The 20,961-nt window shown below is 70.7% G+C and carries 21 protein-coding genes and 1 pseudogene; 14 read left to right on the top strand and 8 right to left on the bottom strand.

Annotated elements, in window-relative coordinates; all coding sequences use genetic code 11:
* Window positions 1–75 precede the first annotated feature (75 nt).
* From purB to Cco03nite_RS33095, 7 genes are all read left to right on the top strand, one after another.
* On the top strand, window positions 76–1,518 hold the full coding sequence (purB, locus tag Cco03nite_RS33125; RefSeq protein ID WP_203697566.1) for an adenylosuccinate lyase: 1,443 nt from the start codon (window positions 76–78) through the stop codon (window positions 1,516–1,518).
* Between the two features lie 172 nt (window positions 1,519–1,690).
* The gene (locus Cco03nite_RS33120; protein ID WP_203697558.1) at window positions 1,691–2,293 is read left to right on the top strand and encodes a TMEM165/GDT1 family protein; all 603 of its coding nucleotides are present in this window, start codon (window positions 1,691–1,693) and stop codon (window positions 2,291–2,293) included.
* Window positions 2,294–2,412: 119 nt separating this feature from the next.
* Window positions 2,413–2,655 carry a phosphoribosylformylglycinamidine synthase subunit PurS gene (gene purS / locus Cco03nite_RS33115; protein ID WP_120317757.1) on the top strand — a complete coding sequence of 81 codons (243 nt, stop codon included), beginning with the start codon at window positions 2,413–2,415 and terminating at the stop codon, window positions 2,653–2,655.
* Window positions 2,652–3,338 (top strand): phosphoribosylformylglycinamidine synthase subunit PurQ, encoded by a 687-nt coding sequence (gene purQ, locus Cco03nite_RS33110; protein ID WP_203697551.1) that lies wholly within the window; start codon window positions 2,652–2,654, stop codon window positions 3,336–3,338. Before purS ends, purQ begins: the two co-directional genes overlap by 4 nt.
* Complete coding sequence (gene purL / locus Cco03nite_RS33105; protein ID WP_239167862.1) at window positions 3,335–5,833, top strand: phosphoribosylformylglycinamidine synthase subunit PurL; 2,499 nt, start codon at window positions 3,335–3,337, stop codon at window positions 5,831–5,833. Before purQ ends, purL begins: the two co-directional genes overlap by 4 nt.
* Before the next feature lie 157 nt (window positions 5,834–5,990).
* The gene (locus tag Cco03nite_RS33100) at window positions 5,991–6,509 is read left to right on the top strand and encodes an RNA polymerase sigma factor (protein WP_203697549.1); all 519 of its coding nucleotides are present in this window, start codon (window positions 5,991–5,993) and stop codon (window positions 6,507–6,509) included.
* A complete protein-coding gene (locus Cco03nite_RS33095) occupies window positions 6,502–7,698 on the top strand; it encodes a hypothetical protein (protein ID WP_203697547.1) in 1,197 nt (398 codons plus the stop codon). The genes Cco03nite_RS33100 and Cco03nite_RS33095 overlap by 8 nt, the downstream gene beginning before the upstream one ends.
* Before the next feature lie 45 nt (window positions 7,699–7,743).
* On the opposite strand, the gene Cco03nite_RS33090 is transcribed toward Cco03nite_RS33095, so the two are convergent.
* Together Cco03nite_RS33090 and soxR are read right to left on the bottom strand one after the other, a co-directional pair.
* Window positions 7,744–8,403, bottom strand: coding sequence for a transglycosylase domain-containing protein (locus Cco03nite_RS33090; RefSeq protein WP_203697545.1), 660 nt, complete (start codon window positions 8,401–8,403; stop codon window positions 7,744–7,746).
* 58 nt (window positions 8,404–8,461) lie between these two features.
* Complete coding sequence (gene soxR / locus Cco03nite_RS33085; protein WP_203697537.1) at window positions 8,462–8,899, bottom strand: redox-sensitive transcriptional activator SoxR; 438 nt, start codon at window positions 8,897–8,899, stop codon at window positions 8,462–8,464.
* Window positions 8,900–8,949: 50 nt separating this feature from the next.
* On the opposite strand from soxR, the gene Cco03nite_RS33080 reads away from it, so the two are divergent.
* A complete protein-coding gene (locus Cco03nite_RS33080) occupies window positions 8,950–9,627 on the top strand; it encodes a thiamine pyrophosphate-binding protein (RefSeq protein WP_203697535.1) in 678 nt (225 codons plus the stop codon).
* Window positions 9,628–9,629: 2 nt separating this feature from the next.
* Window positions 9,630–10,505 (top strand): transketolase family protein, encoded by an 876-nt coding sequence (locus tag Cco03nite_RS33075; RefSeq protein ID WP_203697533.1) that lies wholly within the window; start codon window positions 9,630–9,632, stop codon window positions 10,503–10,505.
* A 246-nt stretch (window positions 10,506–10,751) separates the two neighbouring features.
* On the opposite strand, the gene purM is transcribed toward Cco03nite_RS33075, so the two are convergent.
* From purM to Cco03nite_RS33060, 3 genes are all read right to left on the bottom strand, one after another.
* The gene (gene purM, locus Cco03nite_RS33070) at window positions 10,752–11,894 is read right to left on the bottom strand and encodes a phosphoribosylformylglycinamidine cyclo-ligase (protein ID WP_203697531.1); all 1,143 of its coding nucleotides are present in this window, start codon (window positions 11,892–11,894) and stop codon (window positions 10,752–10,754) included.
* Window positions 11,895–11,959: 65 nt separating this feature from the next.
* Window positions 11,960–13,483, bottom strand: a complete 1,524-nt coding sequence (gene purF / locus Cco03nite_RS33065; RefSeq protein ID WP_203697529.1) for an amidophosphoribosyltransferase — start codon at window positions 13,481–13,483, stop codon at window positions 11,960–11,962.
* A gap of 192 nt (window positions 13,484–13,675) precedes the next feature.
* Window positions 13,676–14,032: a sterol carrier family protein gene (locus tag Cco03nite_RS33060; protein ID WP_203697527.1), complete on the bottom strand. Its 357-nt coding sequence runs from the start codon at window positions 14,030–14,032 to the stop codon at window positions 13,676–13,678.
* 551 nt (window positions 14,033–14,583) lie between these two features.
* On the opposite strand from Cco03nite_RS33060, the gene Cco03nite_RS33055 reads away from it, so the two are divergent.
* The 3 genes from Cco03nite_RS33055 to amcA all read left to right on the top strand — a co-directional run bounded on the left by Cco03nite_RS33055 (window position 14,584) and on the right by amcA (window position 17,656).
* Window positions 14,584–16,239 carry a carboxypeptidase-like regulatory domain-containing protein gene (locus Cco03nite_RS33055; protein WP_203697525.1) on the top strand — a complete coding sequence of 552 codons (1,656 nt, stop codon included), beginning with the start codon at window positions 14,584–14,586 and terminating at the stop codon, window positions 16,237–16,239.
* Between the two features lie 159 nt (window positions 16,240–16,398).
* Window positions 16,399–17,487 (top strand): cyclophane-forming radical SAM peptide maturase AmcB, encoded by a 1,089-nt coding sequence (gene amcB / locus Cco03nite_RS33050; RefSeq protein ID WP_203697615.1) that lies wholly within the window; start codon window positions 16,399–16,401, stop codon window positions 17,485–17,487.
* Window positions 17,471–17,656 (top strand): multiple cyclophane-containing RiPP AmcA, encoded by a 186-nt coding sequence (gene amcA / locus Cco03nite_RS33045; protein ID WP_203697523.1) that lies wholly within the window; start codon window positions 17,471–17,473, stop codon window positions 17,654–17,656. The genes amcB and amcA overlap by 17 nt, the downstream gene beginning before the upstream one ends.
* 20 nt (window positions 17,657–17,676) lie before the next feature.
* On the opposite strand, the gene Cco03nite_RS33040 is transcribed toward amcA, so the two are convergent.
* Together Cco03nite_RS33040 and Cco03nite_RS33035 are read right to left on the bottom strand one after the other, a co-directional pair.
* On the bottom strand, window positions 17,677–17,925 hold the full coding sequence (locus Cco03nite_RS33040; RefSeq protein WP_203697521.1) for a DUF3073 domain-containing protein: 249 nt from the start codon (window positions 17,923–17,925) through the stop codon (window positions 17,677–17,679).
* A gap of 318 nt (window positions 17,926–18,243) precedes the next feature.
* Complete coding sequence (locus Cco03nite_RS33035) at window positions 18,244–19,305, bottom strand: Glu/Leu/Phe/Val family dehydrogenase (protein WP_203697519.1); 1,062 nt, start codon at window positions 19,303–19,305, stop codon at window positions 18,244–18,246.
* A 189-nt stretch (window positions 19,306–19,494) separates the two neighbouring features.
* Here Cco03nite_RS33035 and Cco03nite_RS33030 point away from each other — a divergent pair, with 189 nt between their 5' ends.
* Complete coding sequence (locus tag Cco03nite_RS33030) at window positions 19,495–20,322, top strand: DUF8083 family protein (RefSeq protein ID WP_203697517.1); 828 nt, start codon at window positions 19,495–19,497, stop codon at window positions 20,320–20,322.
* A gap of 217 nt (window positions 20,323–20,539) precedes the next feature.
* Complete coding sequence (locus tag Cco03nite_RS33025; protein ID WP_020522548.1) at window positions 20,540–20,749, top strand: BldC family transcriptional regulator; 210 nt, start codon at window positions 20,540–20,542, stop codon at window positions 20,747–20,749.
* A 100-nt stretch (window positions 20,750–20,849) separates the two neighbouring features.
* Here Cco03nite_RS33025 and Cco03nite_RS42615 read toward each other — a convergent pair.
* Window positions 20,850–20,961, bottom strand: a pseudogene (locus Cco03nite_RS42615) (ABC transporter ATP-binding protein); the annotation flags it as partial.

The raw sequence follows: 20,961 nt of genomic DNA, 5'->3' as shown, positions 1-20,961 counted from the left end.
GTATATACGCTTTGGCTCCCGAGTATATACGCGGCCATGCGGCCTCGCCAGGGACGGCGATCGCTGCGTGCGAGAATGAGGCACGTGACAAAGCGCCCGCACGTTCCGAATGTCCTGGCCACCCGGTATGCCTCCGCCGAACTGGTGACACTGTGGTCGCCAGAGGAGAAGGTCCGCGCCGAGCGGCGGCTCTGGCTCGCGGTGCTCCGCGCGCAGCGTGATCTGGGCATCGCGCTCCCGGACGGCGTCATCGAGGCGTACGAGAGGGTGCTGGACACCGTCGACCTGGACTCGATCGCGCAGCGCGAGCGGGTGACCCGGCACGACGTGAAGGCGCGTATCGAGGAGTTCAGCGCGCTGGCCGGGCACGAGCAGATCCACAAGGGCATGACCTCGCGCGACCTCACCGAGAACGTCGAGCAGCTGCAGATCCGCGACTCGCTGCTGCTGATCCGGGACCGGATCGTCGCCGCGCTGACCCGGATGGCCGCCCGCGCCGCCGAGTACGACAACCTGATCATGGCGGGCCGCTCGCACAACGTCCCGGCGCAGGCCACCACGCTGGGCAAGCGCTTCGCGAGCGCGGCGCAGGAGATGCTCATCGCGTACGAGCGCCTCGACGAGCTGATCGCCCGCTACCCCCTGCGCGGCATCAAGGGACCGGTCGGCACCTCGGCCGACCAGCTCGACCTGTTCGACGGCGACGCCGCGAAGGTCGCCGAGCTGGAGCGCCGCGTCGCCGGGCATCTCGGCTTCCAGCGGGTGCTCGACAGCGTGGGCCAGGTGTACCCGCGCTCGCTGGACTTCGACGTGCTCACCGCGCTGGCCCAGGCGGCGTCCGCGCCGTCGAGCCTGGCGACCACGATCCGGCTGATGGTCGGCCAGGAGCTGGCCACCGAGGGCTTCAAGCCGGGCCAGGTCGGCTCGTCGGCGATGCCGCACAAGATGAACACGCGCTCCAGCGAGCGGGTCAACGGCCTGGCCGTGATCGTGCGCGGGTACGCGAGCATGGCCGGGGAGCTGGCCGGCGACCAGTGGAACGAGGGCGACGTGTCCTGCTCGGTGGTGCGCCGGGTGGCCCTGCCGGACGCCTTCTTCGCCCTGGACGGCCTGTTCCAGACGTTCCTGACGGTGCTCGACGAGTTCGGCGCGTACCCGGCTGTCATCAACCGCGAGCTGGACCGCTACCTGCCCTTCCTGGCCACCACGAAGGTGCTGGTCGGCGCGGTGAAGAAGGGCGTCGGCCGGGAGACCGCGCACGAGGCGATCAAGGAGCACGCGGTCGGGGTGGCGCTGGCCATGCGCGAGCGGGGCCAGGCCGACAACGACCTCTTCGACCGCCTCGCCGCCGACACCCGCCTGGGCCTGTCCCGCGCCGAGATCGACGCCCTGGTCGCGGACCGCTCCGCCTTCGTCGGCGCCGCCTCGGCCCAGGTGGCCGCCATCGTCGCCCAGGTCGAGAAGATCGCCGCCCAGCACCCCGCGGCCGCCGCCTACACCCCCGCCGCCATCCTCTGACGAGACAAAGGAAGGGCACCTTCTTAACGCTCCGCGTTGTAGAAGGTGCCCTTCTTAACACCAGACCGGCGGTGACCTGCACGGTTATTCGGCGGCCTCGTCCGGCGACGCGATCGCGCCGCGGCCGGCCGTCCGGACCTGCGACAGGTGCCGGGCCTGGGAGGATCGGCCCGTGGAGTTTCTCACCGCCCTGCTGGTCGCCTACGTCGCGATCGTGCCGGTGGAGCTGCCGGACAAGACGTTCGTGGCGACACTCGTGCTCAGCACCCGCTACCGCCCGCTGCCCACCTGGCTCGGCGTGGTGGCGGCGTTCGGCGTGCAGTGCGTGATCGCGGTGGCCTTCGGCGCGCTGCTCACGAAGCTTCCGACCCGGCCGGTGCAGCTGGTGGCCGCGCTGCTGTTCGCGACCGGGGCGGTCGTCCTGGCCCGGGGTGCGAAGAAGGCCGATGCGGAGGAGAAGGAGCAGGAGGCCGAGTTCGAGGCCAAGGCGGTCGAGCCGAAGCAGGGCTGGCGGGCCGCGGCGGCGAGTTTCGCGGTGCTGTTCACGGCCGAGTGGGGCGATCTGTCCCAGCTGCTGCTGGCGGGCCTGGTGGCCAGTGGACGGCCGATGTTGCCGACGTTTCTGGGCGGTTGGCTCGGTCTGGCGACGGTTTCCGGACTCGCCGTGCTCCTCGGGCGCTGGCTGTTGAAACGGGTGAGACTGGCAGTCATCCGTTACGTCGGAGCCGGGGTCTGTACCGTCCTCGCGGTCGTGACCTTGCTCTCAGCTCTGTGAAAGCAGTGAACTCCTGGGGGTTTTGGCGCTCCCCTGAACAAGGGGCGAATCAGCCGACCGGTAATCTGTGCATGCCCGTGGCGGACAGGCAGACATAGAAAAAAGTCAGGAGTTTCCCCGTGGCTCGCGTCGTGGTTGACGTCATGCTTAAGCCCGAGATCCTCGACCCGCAGGGGCAGGCCGTCGCGAACGCGCTGCCCCGCCTGGGCGTCAATGACGTCGCCTCAGTGCGTATCGGTCGTCGTGTGGAGATCGATTTCGCTGGAGATGCCGACCTGGAGAGGGCCCGCGAGATCGCGGACAAGCTCCTCGCCAACCCGGTCATCGAGGACTACGAGATCCGGGTAGTCGAAGCAGCATGAGCAAGATCGGTGTGGTGACCTTCCCCGGTTCGCTGGACGACGGGGACGCGGCCCGTGCCGCGCGCATCTCCGGAGCCGAGGTCGTACGGCTCTGGCACGCCGACCCGGACCTGCACGGCGTCGACGCCGTGGTGCTCCCGGGCGGCTTCTCCTACGGTGACTACCTGCGCTGCGGCGCGATCGCCCGGTTCGCGCCGGTGATGGAGACGATCGCCGACGCCGCCCGCGGTGGCATGCCGGTCATGGGCATCTGCAACGGCTTCCAGATCCTCTGCGAGGCCCACCTGCTGCCCGGCGCCCTGACCCGCAACCAGCACCTGCACTTCCGCAACCGCGACCAGTGGCTGCGCATGGAGAACTCCTCGACGGCGTGGACCAACCACTTCACCGAGGGGCAGGAGATCCTGGTCCCGGTGAAGAACGGCGAGGGCTGCTACGTCGCCGACCGGCGCACGCTGGACGAGCTGGAGGCCAACGGCCAGATCGTCGCGCGTTACATCCGCGGCAACCCGAACGGCTCGACCCGCGACATCGCGGCGATCCGCAACGAGGCCGGCAACGTGCTGGGCATCATGCCCCACCCGGAGCACGCGGTCGAGGCGCTGACCGGCCCGTCCCTGGACGGCCTCGGATTCTTCTCGTCGGTGCTCAAGCACCTGGCCGACGCTAAGGCGGCAGCATGAACCTGGAGTCGATGACCGTGGACACGGTGAAGAACGCCGAGTCCACCCCTGAGGAGCTGCAGCCCTACCTGGAGCTGGGCCTCAAGGACGACGAGTACCAGCGGATCAGGCAGATCCTGGGCCGCCGGCCGACCCAGTCCGAGCTGGCCATGTACTCGATCATGTGGAGCGAGCACTGCTCGTACAAGTCGAGCAAGGTGCACCTGCGCCAGTTCGGCGAGAAGGCTCCGCCGTCCGACCGCATGCTGGCCGGCATGGGCGAGAACGCCGGTGTCATCCAGATCAACGAGAAGATCGCGGTCACCTTCAAGGTCGAGTCGCACAACCACCCGTCGTTCGTCGAGCCCTACCAGGGCGCCGCGACCGGCGTGGGTGGCATCGTGCGCGACATCCTCGCCATGGGCGCCCGCCCGATCCTGGTGATGGACTCGCTGCGCTTCGGCGCGGCCGACCACCCGGACACCCAGCGGGTGCTGCCGGGCGTGGTGGCCGGCGTCGGCGGCTACGGCAACTGCCTCGGCCTGCCCAACGTCGGCGGCGAGGTCTTCTTCGACGAGTGCTACCAGGGCAACCCGCTGGTCAACGCGCTCAGCCTGGGCGTGCTGCCGGTCGACGGCCTGCAGCGCAAGGAGGCCGACGGCCCCGGCAACATCGTGGTGCTGATGGGCGCGAAGACCGGCCGCGACGGCATCGGCGGCGTCTCGGTGCTGGCCAGCGCGACCTTCGACGACGAGTCGCAGCAGCGCCGGCCGAGCGTGCAGGTGGGCGACCCGTTCACCGAGAAGCTGCTCATCGAGTCGTGCCTGGAGCTGTACGCGTCGAAACTGATCGTCGGCGTGCAGGACCTCGGCGGCGCGGGCCTGACCTGCGCGCTCACCGAGACCGCCGCGTCGGCGGGCACCGGCATGGACATCCAGCTGGAGAAGGTCCACCTGCGTGAGGCCTCGATGGAGCCGCACGAGATCCTGGCCAGCGAGTCGCAGGAGCGCATGCTCTTCATCGTGGAGCCGGCCAAGCTGGACGCGGTGCTCGGCATCGCCCAGCTGTGGGGCGTCATCGCCACCCCGATCGGCACCGTCACCGACACCGGCCGGGTGCGGATCACCTTCCACGGCGAGACCGTGGTGGACGTGCCCCCGGGCAGCCTCGCCGACGACGGCCCGGTGTACGCCCGGCCGCTACGCGAGCCCGCGGACCTGATCCTGCTGCAGGCCGACCGCGCGGAGACGCTGCCCCGCCCGCACCACGACTTCCAGCTCAAGGACACGCTGCTCAAGCTCGCCGCGTCGCCGAACCTGTCGGACCGCAGCTGGGTCACCGAGCAGTACGACCGCTACGTGCTGGGCAACACCGTGCTGGCGCAGCCGGAGGACTCCGGCATCGTCCGCCTCGACGAGGAGACCGGTCTCGGCGTCGCGCTGTCGCTGGACTGCAACTCCCGCTTCGCCCGCCTCGACCCGTACGAGGGCGCGAAGCTGGCCCTGGCCGAGGCGTACCGCAACGTGGCCGTGACCGGCGCGGAGCCGGTCGCCGTCACCGACTGCCTCAACTTCGGCTCGCCGGAGGACCCGGCGGTCATGTGGCAGTTCGCCGAGGCCGTGCGCGGCATCGCCGACGGCTGCCAGGAGCTGGGCATCCCGGTGACCGGCGGCAACGTCAGCTTCTACAACCAGACCGGCGCGGTGGCGATCCACCCGACCCCGGTGGTGGGCGTGCTCGGCGTGCTGGAGAACACGGCGCAGCGCATCCCGATGGGCTTCGGCCACACCGGTGACGTGCTGGTGCTGCTGGGCGAGACCGGCCTGGAGCTGTCCGGCTCCGAGTGGGCCTGGGTCGCGCACCGGCACCTCGGCGGTCGCCCGCCGAAGGTCGACTTCGCGCGGGAGCAGGCCATCGCCGGCTTCATGCAGAAGGCCGCCGAGACCGGCCTGGTCGGCTCGGCGCACGACCTGTCCGACGGCGGCCTGGGCCAGGCGCTGGTCGAGTCGGTGCTGCGCAAGGGCATGGGCGCGACGGTGACCCTGCCGGTCGACATCGAGCCGTTCGTGTCGCTGTTCAGCGAGTCGGCCGGCCGGGTGCTGATCACCGTGCCGGTGGGCCACCGCCAGGCGTTCGAGCAGCTGCTGGCCGAGCACGAGCTGCCGGCGACGATCCTGGGCCAGGTCGACGACGAGGGCGCGGACCTCACGGTCATCGGCCACGGCGAGGCGGGCCGGTTCACGGTGTCGCAGGCCGAGCTGCGGGAGGCCTTCTCCGGCACGCTGCCCCGGCTGTTCGGCTCGGGCGAGCCGGGCGCGGCCCCCGCACCTGCGGTCGAGACCGTGACGGTCGTCGAGACGGTGACGGTGGTCGAGACCCCGGCGGGCGTGGAGGTCACCGAGACCGTGCTGGTCGAGGCGGAGGCTCCGGTGGCACTGCTCGCCGAGGGCGAGCCGGCCGGGCAGCCCGGCGAGGTCGCGCACGCCGACGACGAGGGCCGCCGCACCGAGAGCTGATCCCCGCACCATCTGATCCGGGTGCCGTCCCCGCTGTTCGCAGCGGGACGGCACCCGAGTCGTTTATGCGGAAAGATCTTCGCAACCTTCGGGCGGGGCGCGGCGTGATGTCGCGACGGGCCGACGGGGCCCGCCACGGAGGGGAGAACGGGGAGTGATGGCCCCTTATCGCGACGACGGGCCGGGCCGCCGGGCCGACTTCGAGGAGTGCTACGCCGCGCACTTCCACAGCCTGACCCTGCAGCTCAACGCGTACCTCGGGAACCTGGGCGAGGCGCAGGACATGGTGCAGGAGGCGTTCGTCCGGGCACTGGCCCGCTGGGACACCATCGCGCGGTACGCCGACCCGCCCGCCTGGGTGCGCCGGGTCGCCTGGAACCTCGCCACCAGCGGCTGGCGCAGGCGGCGCACCGCGCTGAACTTCCTGCGCCGCCAGCGTGAGGAGCACGTGCCCGCCCCGGAGCCGGACCGGGTGGCGCTCACCCGCGCCCTGGCCACGCTGCCCGACGTGCAGCGGCGCGCGTGCGTGCTGTTCTACATCGCCCAGCTCACCATCGCGGAGATCGCCGAGCAGGAGGATGTCGCCGAGGGCACCGTCAAGTCCTGGCTGCACCGCGGCCGGACCGCGCTCGCCGCCCAGCTCACCGAGGCCCGGAAGGAGCACGACCATGCCTGAGCACGAGCACGACGACGTCCTGTGGTCGGCGGTGGACACCTACCGCGCCGACACCGATCCGCTGATCCGGCCGACGGGCACCGCCGCGGCGTACGCGACGGTGCGCCACCGCAAGCGGCTCCGCTCCACCGGCGTCGCCGCGAGCGCGCTGGTCGCGGTGCTGGCAGGCGGCGTCGCGATCAGCGCACTGGGTGGGTCCGGGCCGACGCCGCCGAGCCCCGGCGGGAGCACCAGCGCGCCGCCGGCGGCGAGCCCGAGCCGCACCCCTTCGCCTGTTCCGGTCGCCACCGGCGGGTCGCTGCACGGGCTGGCCGGGGCGGTGCTGGACCTGCCCACCCGGAAGGTGCTCGACAAGAACTGCCCAGCCGGGCCGACCTCCTTCCGGGACGGCAAGGCGGGCACGGACGTCTGGATCGACAGCGCGGTGGAGACGGACCTCGACGCCGACGGCAGGATGGAGCAGGTCGCCCTGATCTACTGCCGCCCCGGGGAGATCCCGCTGGGCCAGGTCGTCGCGTTCCGGCGGGACGGCGAGGGGTTCGCCACGCTCGGCGTCGTCGTGCAGGTGGAGACGCCGCTCGCCCTGCCGCCGCAGCAGACTCCCGGGACGGTCGAGCGGATCACGAAGCTGGCCGGGGACTCGTCCGGCGAGATCCGGGTCGAGGTGGGCAACCTGGAGACGACGTACAGCGATCTGTCCGGCGGGCCGATCGGGCTGTACCAGTGGCGCTCGTACCGCTGGAACGGCTCGGCGTTCGCGCAGTCGGGCGGCTCGTCCTCGTTCATGGCGGACACGGACGTGGTGCCGCTGGACGTGGTGCTGTCGTCGCCGGACCTCAGCCCCGCCCCCGGTGGCGGCACCCAGGTCGAGGTGAAGGTGCGGGTCGAGCGGGTGGCGTCGGCACAGGCGCCGGTGACGGTGCTGGTGTCGGTGGCGAACGCGTCCGGGGTCACGGTCGTGGGCGAGGCGGCGGGCGAGCCGCGGGTCGCGGGCCAGACCTGTGCCGAGGGTACGCGGCAGTGGGTGCGCTGCCAGGCCGACCGGGACCACGCCCACGCCTTCCTCACGTTCCACCTGACGGTTCCGGCCGGGATGACGATCAGCGAGCTGCGGCGCGACCTGGGGGACAGCTGGATCTACGTCCGGGTCGGTGACCAGGAGCTCGAGCGCCTGTCGGCCCCGCTCTGACCCCGGTGCGGCGGCTGCGGTCACGGGGCCGCAGCCGCCGCCGGTTCACTCCTGGATCGTCTTCGGGAACACCAGGCGGCCGCGTTCGCCGGTGTTCAGCCAGCCGTGCTCGACCATGGTGTCGAGCACCCGGTTCCAGGCGGCCCGCACGTCGCCCGGATCCGGGTCGAGGTGCACCCCGAGCAGCGCCGCCTCGGTGACGGTGAGGTCGCGCGGATGCTTGCCGAAGTACAGCGTCGAGGCTTGCTCCAGGCCCACCGCGCCCTGACCGTAGTGCGCGGTGTTGAGGTAGAAGTCGAGCAGCTGGTTCTTCGTGTACCAGCCCTCCAGCTTGTGCGCGCCGACGCGTACCCGCCAGCTGTCCAGGTCGTCCCAGGACTCCCACATCGCGACCACCGCGTACCGCTTGGTGAGCGCCGAGGACGGCCAGACGAGCTCGTCCGCCTGCTGGTAGAAGTCCGGGTCGACGGCGGCCACGATGGCGTCGGCGACACCCGGCCGCAGGTTCTCCGCCCGCACCTGCTGCGTTCCGGGTTCCCGCTCGCGCGGGAGGGGGATCGAGGCGTAGTAGTACTGGGCCAGGCCGTAGGCGACACCCGCGAGGAGCACGAGCAGCACCACTGCCGCCACCAGCCGGCGCAGGCCGCGCCGCCGCGGTGGCGGCATGGCGGCCGCCGCGGACTTCGGGAGTTCGACGATGGTCATTCCGTCACGGTAGACGCATCGATGATCCTTCGCTGTCCGGAAACGACGCCGGGATGCCTCAGCCGAGCAGTTTGCGCGGCCCGGAGCCCTGCGCGGCGAGTTCGTCGCCCGGGTTGTACAGCCGGCAGGACTGCAGGGACAGGCAGCCGCAGCCGATGCACTCGTCGAGGGTGTCGCGCAGCCGCTGCATGAGCGCGATGCGGTCGTCGAGTTCGGCGCGCCAGCGCGCGGACAGCCGCGTCCAGTCGGCCTTGGTGGGCGTACGCCCCTCCGGCAGCTCCTTCAGCGCGTCCCGGATCCGCTCCAGGGACACCCCGACCTGCTGCGCGATCCGGATGAACGAGACGCGGCGCAGCTCGCTGCGCTCGTACCGGCGCTGGTTGCCGCTGGTGCGGGTGGAGTGGATCAGCCCGCGTTCCTCGTAGAAGCGCAGCGCCGACGGGGCCACCCCGCTGCGCGCCGCCAGCTCGCCGATGGTGAGCGTCACCGGTTTCACAGATCCCCCGTACTTGAGTTCAAGTGCACTTGAACTTGCAGGCTACTCCCATGACGGTGCTGGATGTCGGGCCGCTGCTGCGGCGGTTGACCGGGGACGAGAAGCACGCGCCGAGCGCGTACTCGACCCTGGACGTGCTCTGGGTGCTCTACGACCGGGTGCTGCGGGTGGACCCGCACCGGCTCGACGACCCCGACCGGGACCGGTTCCTGCTCTCCAAGGGGCACGGGCCGGCCGCCTACTACGCGGTGCTCGCCGCGAAGGGCTTCTTCCCGCACGACTGGCTCGACGACCTGGCCGGCGCGGACAGCCCGCTCGGGCACCACCCGGACCGGCTGCGGGTACCCGGCGTGGAGATCAGTTCCGGCTCGCTCGGACACGGCCTCGGCCTGGGCGTGGGCACCGCGCTCGGCCTGCGGGCCCAGGGCCGCCTGGAACCGCGGGTGTACGTCCTGCTCGGCGACGCGGAGCTGGACGAGGGCAGCAACCACGAGGCGATCGCGTACGCGGGCGCGACCGGCCTCGACACGCTCACCGCCCTCGTGATCGACAACCGGAGCGCCTCCCACGGCTGGCCGGGCGGCATCGCGTCCCGGTTCGCGGTGCACGGGTGGACGGCGGTCACCGTCGACGGGCGCGACCACGACGCCGTCGAGGCCGGGCTGCGGCAGGCCAGGGACGGCGCGCCACACGTGGTCGTGGCGGTCGTCGAGACGAAAGGAAGCTGATCATGAGGCAGGCGTTCATCGACACGGCCACCGCCCTGATCGAGGAGGACCCGCGCACCGCCCTGGTGCTGGCCGACATCTCGGTCTCGGCCTTCGAGGAGGCCGCGCTCAAACACCCCGACCGGATCCTCAACGTCGGCATCCGCGAACAGCTCATGATCGGCGTCGCGGGCGGCCTGGCCCTGACCGGCCTGCGCCCCATCGCCCACAGCTACGCCACGTTCCTCGTCGACCGCGCCTACGAGCAGATCAAACTCGACCTCGCCCACCAGGGTGTCGGCGCGATCCTGGTCAGCGTCGGCGCCTCCTACGACGGCTCGTCCGCCGGCTACACCCACATGTCACCGATGGACGTCCAGCTCATCGACACCCTGCCCGGCTGGACCATCCACGTCCCCGGCCACCCCGGCGAGGTCCCACCCCTGCTCACCGCGGCCACCACCCATGACGACCCCGTCTACCTGCGCCTGTCCACCCAGACCAACGACATCGCGTACGCCGACGCGTCCCTGCTCCGCCCCGTGCGCCACGGTACGAAGGCCCTGGTCGTAGCGATCGGCCCGATGCTCGCCCCAGTCCTGGAAGCGACCCGGGGCCTGGACGTCACCGTGGCGTACACCCACACCCCCCGCCCCTTCGACACCACCGGCCTGCGCGCGCTCGCCGCCTCGGGCAACATCGCCCTGATCGAGCCCTACCTGACCGGCACCTCCGCCCACGTGGTCTCCGCGGCTCTGGCCGACCGCCCCCACCGCCTACTCAGCCTCGGCGTAACCCACCGCGACCTGCACGTCTACGGCACCCCCGCCGACCACGCCCGCCACCACGGCCTCGACCCCGCAGCCCTCCGCGCCTCCCTGACCACCTGGCTCCCCTGACCCGCCCCGCCCCGCAGCCCCGTCGGTCGGGATCGTCCCGATCCCGTGGCCCCCGCAACAGCCGCCGCCCCGCCCCGGATCTCCTCACCGAGCCCCCACAAAGCAAGATCGCGACGATCTTGCGTGAACTGTTGGGGATATGCCCGATCGGGGCGTGTCATCCCCACAGCTGGCGCAAGATCGTCGCGATCTTGGTGGGCGGTGGTGAGGGGGGTTGGGGGGGTGAGGGGGTGGGGGTGGGGGGGGTTAGCCGCGGGTGTGGGAGCCGAGCATGTGGACCTGGCCGGTGCCTTCGATGATGTCGCCTACGTGCCAGCATTCGACGCCGCGGCCGGTCAGGAGGGCCATGGCGCGGTCGGCGTCGGCGGCGGAGACTACGGCGAACATGCCTACGCCCATGTTGAAGGTCGATTCGAGGTCGTGCTGGTCGATGCGGCCCTTGCGCTGGATCAGGTCGAAGATGGGCTGGGGGGCCCACGTGGAGCGGTTGACCGTGGCGTCCAGGTGCTTGGGGAGCACGCGGACCAGGTTGCCGGGGATGCCGCCGCCGGTGACGTGGGCGAACGCCCGGACCTCGCACTCGGCGATCAGGCTCAGGCAGTCCTTGGCGTAGATCTTGGTGGGGGTGAGCAGCTCCTCGCCGAGGGTGCGCTGGTCGCCCAGGTCCTCGATGACCGAGTCGAGCTTCAGGCGGGCCTGGCCGAGCAGCACGTGCCGGACCAGCGAGTAGCCGTTGGAGTGCAGGCCCGAGGAGCGCATGGCGATGACGACGTCACCGGGCTGCACCCGCTCGGCGCCGAGGATCATGTCCTCCTCGACGACGCCGACCCCGTTGGCCGAGAGGTCGTACTCGTCCGGGCGCATCAGGCCGGGGTGCTCGGCGGTCTCGCCGCCCAGCAGCGCGCAGCCGGCGTACCGGCAGCCGTCGGCGATACCGGCGCCGATCTCGGCGATCCGGTCCGGCACGACCTCGCCGCAGGCGATGTAGTCGAGCAGGAACAGCGGCTCGGCGCCGCACGCGACCAGATCGTCGACGACCATCGCGACCAGGTCGATGCCGACCGTGTCGTGGATGTTCATCTGCTGCGCGATGGCCAGCTTGGTGCCCACGCCGTCCGTCGAGGAGGCCAGCACCGGGCTCTTGTACTTGGAGGTGTCGAGCTTGAACAGGCCGGAGAACCCGCCCAGCCCGCCCAGCACCTCAGGCCGGTGCGTCCGCGCGACCTTGTCCTTCAGCATCTCCACGGCCTTGTCACCGGCGTGGATCGACACGCCCGCGTCGGCGTAGGTGACGGTGCGGCGGCGGTTGGTGCTGCCCTCCGCCGTCCACAGCTGACGGTTCCCGTTCTCCGGTTGCCCGGACACGGGGCGCTCGGTCACGTGGGTCACGGTATTTCTCCTCTTTGTGCGCGGCACCGTTCAGGGAAGGGTCGGTGGTGCCGTGACGAGTGGTACTAGGACCGGCTGAGCTGCTCCGCGGACGGGGCAGCCGGCTGGTCGCCGCTGAGCTCTTCGGACTCGACCCGACGGCCGACCCCTTCGAGCACGTGCTTGCCGATCAGGTTGCTGGCCGGCAGCTTGATCGGGTATTCGCCGTCGAAGCAGGCCCGGCACAGGCGGTTCTTCGGCTGCTCGGACGCAGCGATGAGCCCTTCGAGCGACACGTAGCCGAGCGAGTCGGCACCGATGGAGCGGCGGATGCCCTCCATGTCCATGCCGTTCGCCAGCAGTTCGGCGCCGGTGGCGAAGTCGATGCCGTAGAAACACGGCCACTTCACCGGCGGAGAGGAGATGCGCACGTGCACCTCGAGCGCGCCGGCCTCGCGCAGCATGCGCACGATGGCGCGCTGCGTGGTGCCGCGCACGATGGAGTCGTCGACCACGACGAGGCGCTTGCCCCGCACGTTGTCGCGCAGCGGGTTGAGCTTGAGGCGCACGCCCAGCGCGCGGATGGTCTGGGAGGGCTGGATGAAGGTGCGCCCGACGTAGGCGTTCTTCATCAGGCCCTGGCCGTAGGGGATGCCCGAGGCCTCGGCGTAGCCGATCGCGCCCGGGGTGCCCGACTCGGGCACCGGGATGACCAGGTCGGCCTCGACCGGGTGCTCGGCGGCCAGCTTGCGGCCGATCTCCACCCGGGTCGAGTACATGTTGCGGCCGTTGATGGTCGCGTCCGGGCGGGCCAGGTAGACGTACTCGAACAGGCAGCCCTTGGGGTCCGGGGCGGCGAAGCGCGAGGAGCGCAGCCCGTACTCGTCGATGGCGATCAGCTCGCCGGGCTCGACCTCGCGGACCACGGAGGCGCCCACGATGTCCAGCGCGGCCTGCTCGCTCGCGACGACCCAGCCGCGCTCCAGCCGGCCCAGCACCAGCGGGCGCACGCCGTGGTGGTCGCGGGCCGCGTAGAGGGTGTTCTCGTCCATGAAGACGAAGCTGAACGCGCCCTCGACGGTCGGCAGCACCTCCATCGCGGCGGCCTCGACGGACAGGTCGGGGTGCCCGGCCAGCAGCATCGTCACGAGGCTGGTGTCGTTGGTGGAGCCGCGGCTGTCCATGCCGAGCTCGGCGGCGCGGCGGGCCAGGTCGGCGGTGTTCACCAGGTTGCCGTTGTGGGCCAGCGCGATCGTGGTGCCCGAGCTGGTCGACTGCAGCGTGGGCTGGGAGTTCTCCCAGGTCGAGTCGCCGGTGGTCGAGTAGCGGGCGTGCCCGATCGCGAGGTGCCCGCGCAGGCTGGCCAGGGTCGGCTCGTCGAAGACCTGGGCGACCAGGCCGACGTCCTTGTAGACCACCACACCGGAACCGTCGCTGACCGCGATGCCGGCGGCCTCCTGGCCGCGGTGCTGCAGCGCGTACAGGCCGAAGTAGGTGAGTTTGGCAACCTCTTCACCAGGGGCCCAGACACCGAAGACGCCACACGCGTCTTGCGGGCCTGGCCGGTGGGGGTCGAGTTCGTGGCTCAACCGGCCGTCGCCTCGGGGCACCCTGTTGCTCCTTGCGCTTGTCGCTTCAGTAGCTGGCTGGATGCCCTGCTCGGTGAGCCGGCATCGGTGGTGTGTGTCGGCGTCCGGCGGCGATCGCCGCCGCAGCTCAGTGTACGTGACCCGGCAGGGTGGGCACCCCGGTGGCCGGGCTGTGTGCTACGTGACTGAATAACGGAACCGCAGGCCGGATGGCTACACGATCGGGAAGAAAGCGCTGATGTCGGAACGAATGCCACTCGCCCGAATCCGCCCATCCGCCACCGCGGACGCCCAATCCACCCGTCCGGCGGCGAGCTGAAGAAAAGTGACCGGATCGGTCTCGACGAGGTTCGGTGGCGTTCCTCTCGTGTGCCTCGGCCCCTCGACACACTGAATCGCGCCATAAGGAGGAACCCGCACCTCCACCGAACGGCCAGGAGCCGTGGCCGCAAGATGTGCCAACAATGCCCTAACCGCATCGCGGAGCGTCAAACGTTCCGGAGTCAGCCCGTTGGCCAGGCAGTCCAGAGCGGTGCTGACGGCTGGGGAGATTTCCGGCGAGGGGGACATAAGCGGACGATACAAGATGACTTCGGCTCACTTTGTGGCGGCCCTGGGTCGCGCAATCCTTGCTTCGCAAGGCATAGTTGCGGTCGGTGTATTCCCGCAGCGCCCCCCACACCCCGATCGCTGTGGGATATCGAGGAGCTTGGAAGGCGGTGGCCGTGACTACCCAGCGACGGTCCTGGTTGGCACGCGTCGGAGTGGTAGCGATGGTGTCGCTCGGCACACTCGTCGGCATCGCCAGCCCATCTCAAGCGGTTGACCCGAACCTCAGTGTCAGCCCTTCGTCGGTCAGCATTCAGGCTGGTAGCGAGGCGGTTGTAACGGTCAAGGTCACCACGAAGGACGCGGCGGACACGTCAGTAACCCTCAGCGTGACGGGTTTGCCTCAGGGCGTGACTTGTTCTAGTGGCTGTGGCGCGTTGACGGTCGTTCCAGATCAAGAAAAGACGCAGCTCGTGCGTCTGAAGGCTGCGGCGGACGCGCCAGCCGCGAACGGCGTCTCTGTCACGCTGAGTGCGGAGACAACGTCGGGTGCTGAGACGAAGAACTTCTCGGTGAGCGTCACAGCGAAAGCCCAGGCGCAGTCGACCGGCAAGATCTCGGGCATCGTGCGGGACCAGAAGACCGGTGACCCGATCAGCGGGGCGCTCGTCGCGCTGTCCGACGACAGTGGCCGGACCTTCCCGACCAAGACGACCGGCTCTTCCGGCGCGTTCACGTTCACGCCCACGGCTTCCGTTCCGATCGAGCCCGGCCTCATCGTCATCACGGTCCAGAAGGACCCGTACAAGATGAAGTCCGTCTCGGTGAACCTGGGACCGGGCCAGTCGAAGACCGACATCAACGTCTCGATGCTCGATGCGAGCGCCACCGCCTCGCCGACCGCCGAGCTGTCGCCGATCGCCGAGGAGAGCGTGGCTCCCGAGGAGTCGGGCGAGGGCGGCGAGACCGTCGAGACCGACCAGGCCTCGAACAACGAGGAGGACTCGGGTCTCGGCACGATGACCTGGGTCATGATCATCCTGGGCGGCCTGCTCGTCGCCCTGGGCATCGGCGCGATCGTGCTGCTCGTGATGAAGCGCGGCGGCGACGACGACGACGATGACGATGATGACGACGACGATGACGACGACGAGCCGGTGCGCGGCCGCCCGGTGCGGCCCGCGGCCCAGCCCGCCCGCGCGGGAGCCGGAGCCGGCGTCTACGGCGGCGGTGCTGGTGGCGGCGCGTACGGCCGCCCGGCCGACCCGACCATGGTGGCCCGCCCCGGCGGCGCCGACGCGACGGTGATGCACCGCCCCGGCGAGTACGGCGGCGTGCCCGCCCAGCGCGGCCCGCAGCAGCCCTACGGTGCCCCGGCCCAGCCGACGCAGCAGTACGGCGGCGGCTACGGCTCGCCCGCCCAGCCGACCCAGCAGTACGGCGGCTACGACGGCCCGGCCAGCGGCGGCGGCTACGGCGGCTCCCCGGTCGCGCCGACGAGCGGCTACGGCAGCCCGGCCCCGACCTCCGGTTACGGCAGCCCCGCGCCGACGAGCGGCTACGGCAACCCGGCTCCGACGTCCGGCTACGGCAGCCCCGCGCCGACGTCCGGCTACGGCAGCCCCGCGCCGACGTCCGGCTACGGCAGCCCCGCGCCGACGTCCGGTTACGGCGGCAACGACGCCTACGGCTCGACCACCCCGACGTCCGGCTACAGCGGCGGCCAGCCCAGCTACGACCAGGGCTACGGCCAGCAGGGCGGCGGCTACGGCCAGCAGCAGGGCTACGGCCAGCAGGGCGGCTACGGGCAGCAGCAGGGCGGCTACCAGGGCCAGTACGACGAGCCCACGCACTACGCGGGCCCGACGTCCGGCGGCAGCTCCTACGACCAGCAGGGCGGCTACGGCCAGCAGCAGCAGGGCTACGGCCAGGACTCCTACGGCCAGCAGCAGGGCGGCGGTTACGGCCAGCAGGACCCGTACGGCGCCCAGCAGGGCGGTTACGGCGGCCAGCAGCAGGGCGGTTATGGCCAGCAGGACCCGTACGGCGCTCAGCAGGGTGGCGGCTACGGCCAGCAGCAGGACCCGTACGGCGGCCAGCAGGGCGGCTACGGCCAGCAGGACCCGTACGGCGCCCAGGGCGGCGGCTACGGCCAGCAGGGCGGCGGCTACAACGACGACCGCCGCAGCAACCGCGACAACCGCCGTCTCGACTGGCTCGACGACTGAGCCGCAGCGTTCGTGACACGCAGACGCCCCCCGGAGTCTCCGGGGGGCGTCTGCGTGTCCGGGTCCCCTGCCGCGGTGTTTCGGGCGGCACGGGGTGGGAGAGGGGAGACAGGAGTCGGCGCGGTTTGCTGGAATGGTCAGGTGGCCACCGTCAACGGCATGCGCGGGGTGTCCCGCGTGCCGGCATACGTGGTGATGCAGCCCACGACCCTGTGCAACCTGGACTGCGTCTACTGCTACCTGCCCCTGCGCGCCCAGGACCGCCGGATGACGGTCGAGGTGGCGCGCGCGGTGGCGGCCGACGCGAACGCCTGGGCGGCCCTGGACCGCTTCTCGGTGGTGTGGCACGGGGGTGAGCCCTTGGCGGCCGGCAGGGAGCATCTGGGGGCGCTGATGGCCCCGTTCGGCCCGGCGGTGGAGCAGCACGTGCAGACCAACGCGACGCTGCTGGACGACGCCTGGTGCGAGTTCTTCGCCGCGCGCGGGGTGCGGGTGAGCGTGAGCGTGGACGGGCCGGAGGAGCTCAATACGAGCCGGGTGTCGCGTGCGGGGCGGCCCGCGTACGACCGGATCGCGCAGGGGATCGCGGCGCTGCGCCGGCACGGCCGGTCCTTCGCCGCGCTGTGCGTGGTCGGCGACCCGCGGCCGGGCGTGGCGGCCCGGCTCTACGAGTACTTCCTGGAGCTGGGCTGCGACACGCTCGGCATCAACATCGAGGAACGCGAGGGGGTCAACGAGCGTCCCAACTCCCATGATCCGGAGTCGGTGCGGGCGTTCTGGGCCGAGCTGGTCGTGGCATGGCGCGCCGATCCGCGCATCCACGTGCGCGAGCTGGAGTGGAGCCTGCGCTACCTGGGCGCGGTGCTGGACGGCACGTCCGGCGACCTGCTGCCAGGCGAGCTGGACCCCATCCCGACCGTCGGCCATGACGGCGCGGTGGTGCTGCTCTCGCCGGAGCTGGCGGGCTTCCACGACCCGGTGCACGGCGACTTCAGCAGCGGGAACGTGCTGGACACGCCGCTGTCGTCGGTGCTGGCCGAGCCACGGCGCACCAGCTGGGTGCCGGAGTTCCTCACCGGGGTGGAGGCATGCCGGGACACCTGCGCGTACTTCGGCTTCTGCGGCGGCGGGCACGCTGCCAACAGGTACTTCGAGCACGGCCGGTTCGACGGCACACAGACCGAGCACTGCCGCAACAGCAAGATCAACCTACTGGAGGGAGTGCTCGACCATGTCCGACGCCCTTGATGACCGGATCCGCGACGCGCGTGGCGAGCTGGCTCCCCTGCTGGAGGAGGCGCGCCTGGCGAGACTGGCCCGTTCCGAAGCGCCAGGCGCAGACAGCAGCGCCGTCTGCGCCTGGAACCACTTCGAGAACATCCCGACCTTCTTCAACTGGAACAACCGGCCGCGCTGAGGCGGTGGTCGCACAGGAAGTCAGCGGCGGGGGGTCCAGTCCTTACCGTCGTCGTCATCGTCGTCGTCGACGGCATAGTTCCCGTACGGGTCGTACGGATCCGGCTCGTCGTCGTCTCGCTGGTCCTCGACAACAGCACTGCCGCTGCCGCTGCTGAGCTCGCTACCGGCAAGCTCGCGCTGCAAGGCGGCGAGGTCGGTGTTCGGGGAGTGGTACTTCAACTCCCGGGCCACCTTAGTCTGCTTGGCCTTAGCTCGGCCGCGCCCCATGGCCGACCCCCTCGCACATGAATGACGGGGCTACCCGAAGGCGGGCCCCGATGACGTCAGACATCTCTCGTGGGTCATACGGTACATGGGAGGAGGCCACTTCGGCATCTCGGGTTACCGGGTGTCTGGCGGCACATCGGAACCTGTCCGTTTTATTACTGGTAAGGAGTATATCGCTCCCCAGTAATGACGGCACCCCCGCCGGACCAGGGCCGCAGCCTGTTCTTGATCGCGAAAGTCGCCTGGCAATCGGGCGAAAGAGTGCTCAAGATACGCACGATTGCCAGGCAACCCGAATGATCTAGGTTCGGCGTGGCGCTAGATCCGGATGGTGCGCAGGCGGCCGACCTCGGCCATGCGCTGCTCGGCGAGGCGGTCGGCGGCGCCGGCCGGCGAGATGCCCTCGGTGTCGGCCAGTTCCAGGATCCGCTTGGTGGTGTCGTAGATCTTGGTGGCGCGCAGCTTGGCCCGGTCGAAGTTGAAGCCGTCGATCTCGTCGGCGACCTGGATCACACCGCCCGAGTTGACCAGGTAGTCGGGCGCGTACAGGATGCCGCGGTCGACCAGCAGCTTCTCGATGCCCGAATGGGCGAGCTGGTTGTTGGCCGCGCCGGCGACGATCTGGGCACGCAGCGCGGGCACCGTGTCGTCGTTGAGCGCGCCGCCCAGCGCGCAGGGCGCGTAGACGTCGATGTCGCTGGTGATCAGCGCGGTCGCGTCGGCGACCAGGCCCACCTGCGGGTAGGTCGCCTTGGCCCACTCCAGCGCCTTCGGGCTGACGTCGGTGGCCACCACCTCGGCGCCGTCCTCGATCAGGTGCGCGACGAGGTACTTGCCGACCTTGCCCAAGCCGGCCACGCCGACCCGCTTGCCCTTCAGCGACGGCGTGCCCCAGCGGTGCTCGGCAGCGGCGCGCATGCCCTGGAAGACGCCCCAGGCGGTGAGGATCGACGAGTCGCCGGCGCCGCCGTACTCCACGCTGCGGCCGGTGACGAACGTCGTCTCGCGGGCCACGACGTCCATGTCCTGCACGTACGTGCCGACGTCACAGGCGGTGTAGTAGCGCCCGCCGAGGGACTGCACGAAGCGGCCGTACGCCCGCAGCAGCTGCTCGGACTTGATCTGGTCCGGGTCGCCCCAGATGACCGCCTTGCCGCCGCCCAGGTCGAGCCCGGCGAGGGCGTTCTTGTACGCCATTCCCCGGGACAGGTCCAGCACGTCGTGCAGGGCCTCCTCCTCCGAGGCGTACGGGTAGAAGCGCGTGCCGCCCAGGGCGGGCCCCAGCGCGGTCGAGTAGATGCCGATGATCGCTTTCAGGCCGCTGGCCCGGTCCTGGCAGAACACGACCTGTTCGTGACTGCCGTCGGTGAATACGCCCACTGCTGGCTCCAAGGTGACGTCGATGGCCCTTGTGAGGCCGATCCTGTCTCGGTTCTACGGAAAGCGGCTCGTCCCGCCGAGCTGCCCTCCAGCAGCTCGCCAAGCGACTCCCCACCTTCCGCCGAGGGGTTAGGGCACGCCGCGGTAGCGACGCTCCCGCTGACAGCCTAATCGTGGGAGGATCGCGAGGTGCCGTCACAGTTCGCCGCGTACCTGAGGGTCTACGAGCCGCTCACCGCGTTCGCGCCGGAACGTGAGCGATTCTGGCGCCGCTACGTGGACGAGGGGCGCGCCGTCGGGCTGTCCGACGGGCCCGGCCGGCAGCGGGCGACCGTGCTCGAAGCGCTCGGCGCGGGCTGGTCGCGCCTGCCCGACCTGCCCGATGAGGCGTACGTCATGCAGGGGCTGACCGGCCAGACCGACGTCACCCTGGTCTGCCCGTGGAACCTGCGGGTGCGGGTGGCCGAGGCGGCGCTGCAGGCGCGCGACGGGGTGCCGCAGGTGCTGGCCGACGCGTTCGTGCCGCCGGTGCTGGTGGACCTGGCGCAGACCGTGGTCGAGCAGACCCGCGCCGAGGACCGCATGCACGAGCAGGTGGCCACCTGGGGGGTGCCGCTGCGCTGGTTCGTGCTGGTCTCCCCCGCGGAGCGGGACCTGGTGCTGGAGCCGACCCGGCGGGTGCTGCGCTACCGGACCGAGATCGGCAAGGCCCGCCAGCGGGCCCACAAGGGGCTGCGCGTGCTGCGCCGGACGCTGGGCGACGTGCCCATCACGGACTCGCTGCGGGAGACCGCCCGCTGGCTGGAGTCGTTCCACCCCGGTTCGGTGGTGGAGCTGGACTACGGCGGCCTGACCGGGCTGCTCTCCGAGGACGCGCTGCGTGACGACGACTCCGTCGAGCTGGTCGCCACCGGTCTGGCCGGGCTGGAGCGGGAGGACGGCGACGCCGCCACGGCGGCGTACGAGCAGCTCGTGCAGCGGTGGCGGGCGATCCAGTTGATGGAGCGCAGCAACTGACGTTCAGTAGTTTTTGAGTCACGTGCAGTGATCGAAAGCTATGAAATTGTTGTCTTCATCCGCTAAAAGCGGACATGTCGTTCATTCATCATCCGTCCATCCACGGACCTTCACCCGTTCGGCCCATGTCGGACATCGGGGACTAGCCGGACTATGGGTAGCGCGTTGGCCGGCGGGACCCCGGCCTACGTCTATAGGTACTTGTGGAGGAGACCGCATGGCGTCGCGTACGCACGAACCAGAACCCCTGCTCACCCCGGCAGAGGTCGCATCGATGTTCCGCGTCGACCCGAAGACGGTGACCCGGTGGGCCAAGGCGGGCAAGCTCAGCGCGATTCGCACGCTGGGTGGCCACCGTCGCTACCGTGAGTCGGAGGTGCGTGCTCTGCTCCAGGGTCAGATCCCGCACCAGCGTCAGGGCGACTGAGCTGCACAACCGGGGAGCTGACGCTCTCCTACATACCCCCCATGGCCAAAGCTCCGCCACGCTGCCCCCGCAGCGGGACGGAGCTTTGGTCATTTCCGGGTCAGGGGACGAGGGCGCCGTCGCGGAGCGTGACGACCCGGTCGGCCATCTCCATCAGCGCCGCGTCATGGGTGGCGACCAGCGCGGTCATGCCCCGGGCGTGGACCAGGGCA

This window comes from Catellatospora coxensis (assembly GCF_016862635.1).
Taxonomy (GTDB): Bacteria; Actinomycetota; Actinomycetes; order Mycobacteriales; family Micromonosporaceae; genus Catellatospora; species Catellatospora coxensis.
The sequence above is the reverse complement of the archived record's forward strand: the minus strand, read 5'-3'. Positions and strand labels throughout refer to the sequence as shown.

Bases quoted from the DNA above. Each gene is read 5' to 3' on its own strand.
- purB (WP_203697566.1), top strand. From the start codon at position 76: ATGAGGCACGTGACAAAGCGCCCGCACGTTCCGAATGTCCTGGCCACC.
- purL (WP_239167862.1), top strand. From the start codon at position 3,335: ATGAACCTGGAGTCGATGACCGTGGACACGGTGAAGAACGCCGAGTCC.
- amcB (WP_203697615.1), top strand. From the start codon at position 16,399: ATGCGCGGGGTGTCCCGCGTGCCGGCATACGTGGTGATGCAGCCCACG.
- Cco03nite_RS33100 (WP_203697549.1), top strand. From the start codon at position 5,991: ATGGCCCCTTATCGCGACGACGGGCCGGGCCGCCGGGCCGACTTCGAG.
- Cco03nite_RS33040 (WP_203697521.1), bottom strand. From the start codon at position 17,925: ATGGGGCGCGGCCGAGCTAAGGCCAAGCAGACTAAGGTGGCCCGGGAG.
- purQ (WP_203697551.1), top strand. From the start codon at position 2,652: ATGAGCAAGATCGGTGTGGTGACCTTCCCCGGTTCGCTGGACGACGGG.
- Cco03nite_RS33025 (WP_020522548.1), top strand. From the start codon at position 20,540: ATGGCGTCGCGTACGCACGAACCAGAACCCCTGCTCACCCCGGCAGAG.
- Cco03nite_RS33080 (WP_203697535.1), top strand. From the start codon at position 8,950: ATGACGGTGCTGGATGTCGGGCCGCTGCTGCGGCGGTTGACCGGGGAC.
- Cco03nite_RS33090 (WP_203697545.1), bottom strand. From the start codon at position 8,403: ATGACCATCGTCGAACTCCCGAAGTCCGCGGCGGCCGCCATGCCGCCA.
- amcA (WP_203697523.1), top strand. From the start codon at position 17,471: ATGTCCGACGCCCTTGATGACCGGATCCGCGACGCGCGTGGCGAGCTG.
- Cco03nite_RS33095 (WP_203697547.1), top strand. From the start codon at position 6,502: ATGCCTGAGCACGAGCACGACGACGTCCTGTGGTCGGCGGTGGACACC.
- Cco03nite_RS33060 (WP_203697527.1), bottom strand. From the start codon at position 14,032: ATGTCCCCCTCGCCGGAAATCTCCCCAGCCGTCAGCACCGCTCTGGAC.
- Cco03nite_RS33075 (WP_203697533.1), top strand. From the start codon at position 9,630: ATGAGGCAGGCGTTCATCGACACGGCCACCGCCCTGATCGAGGAGGAC.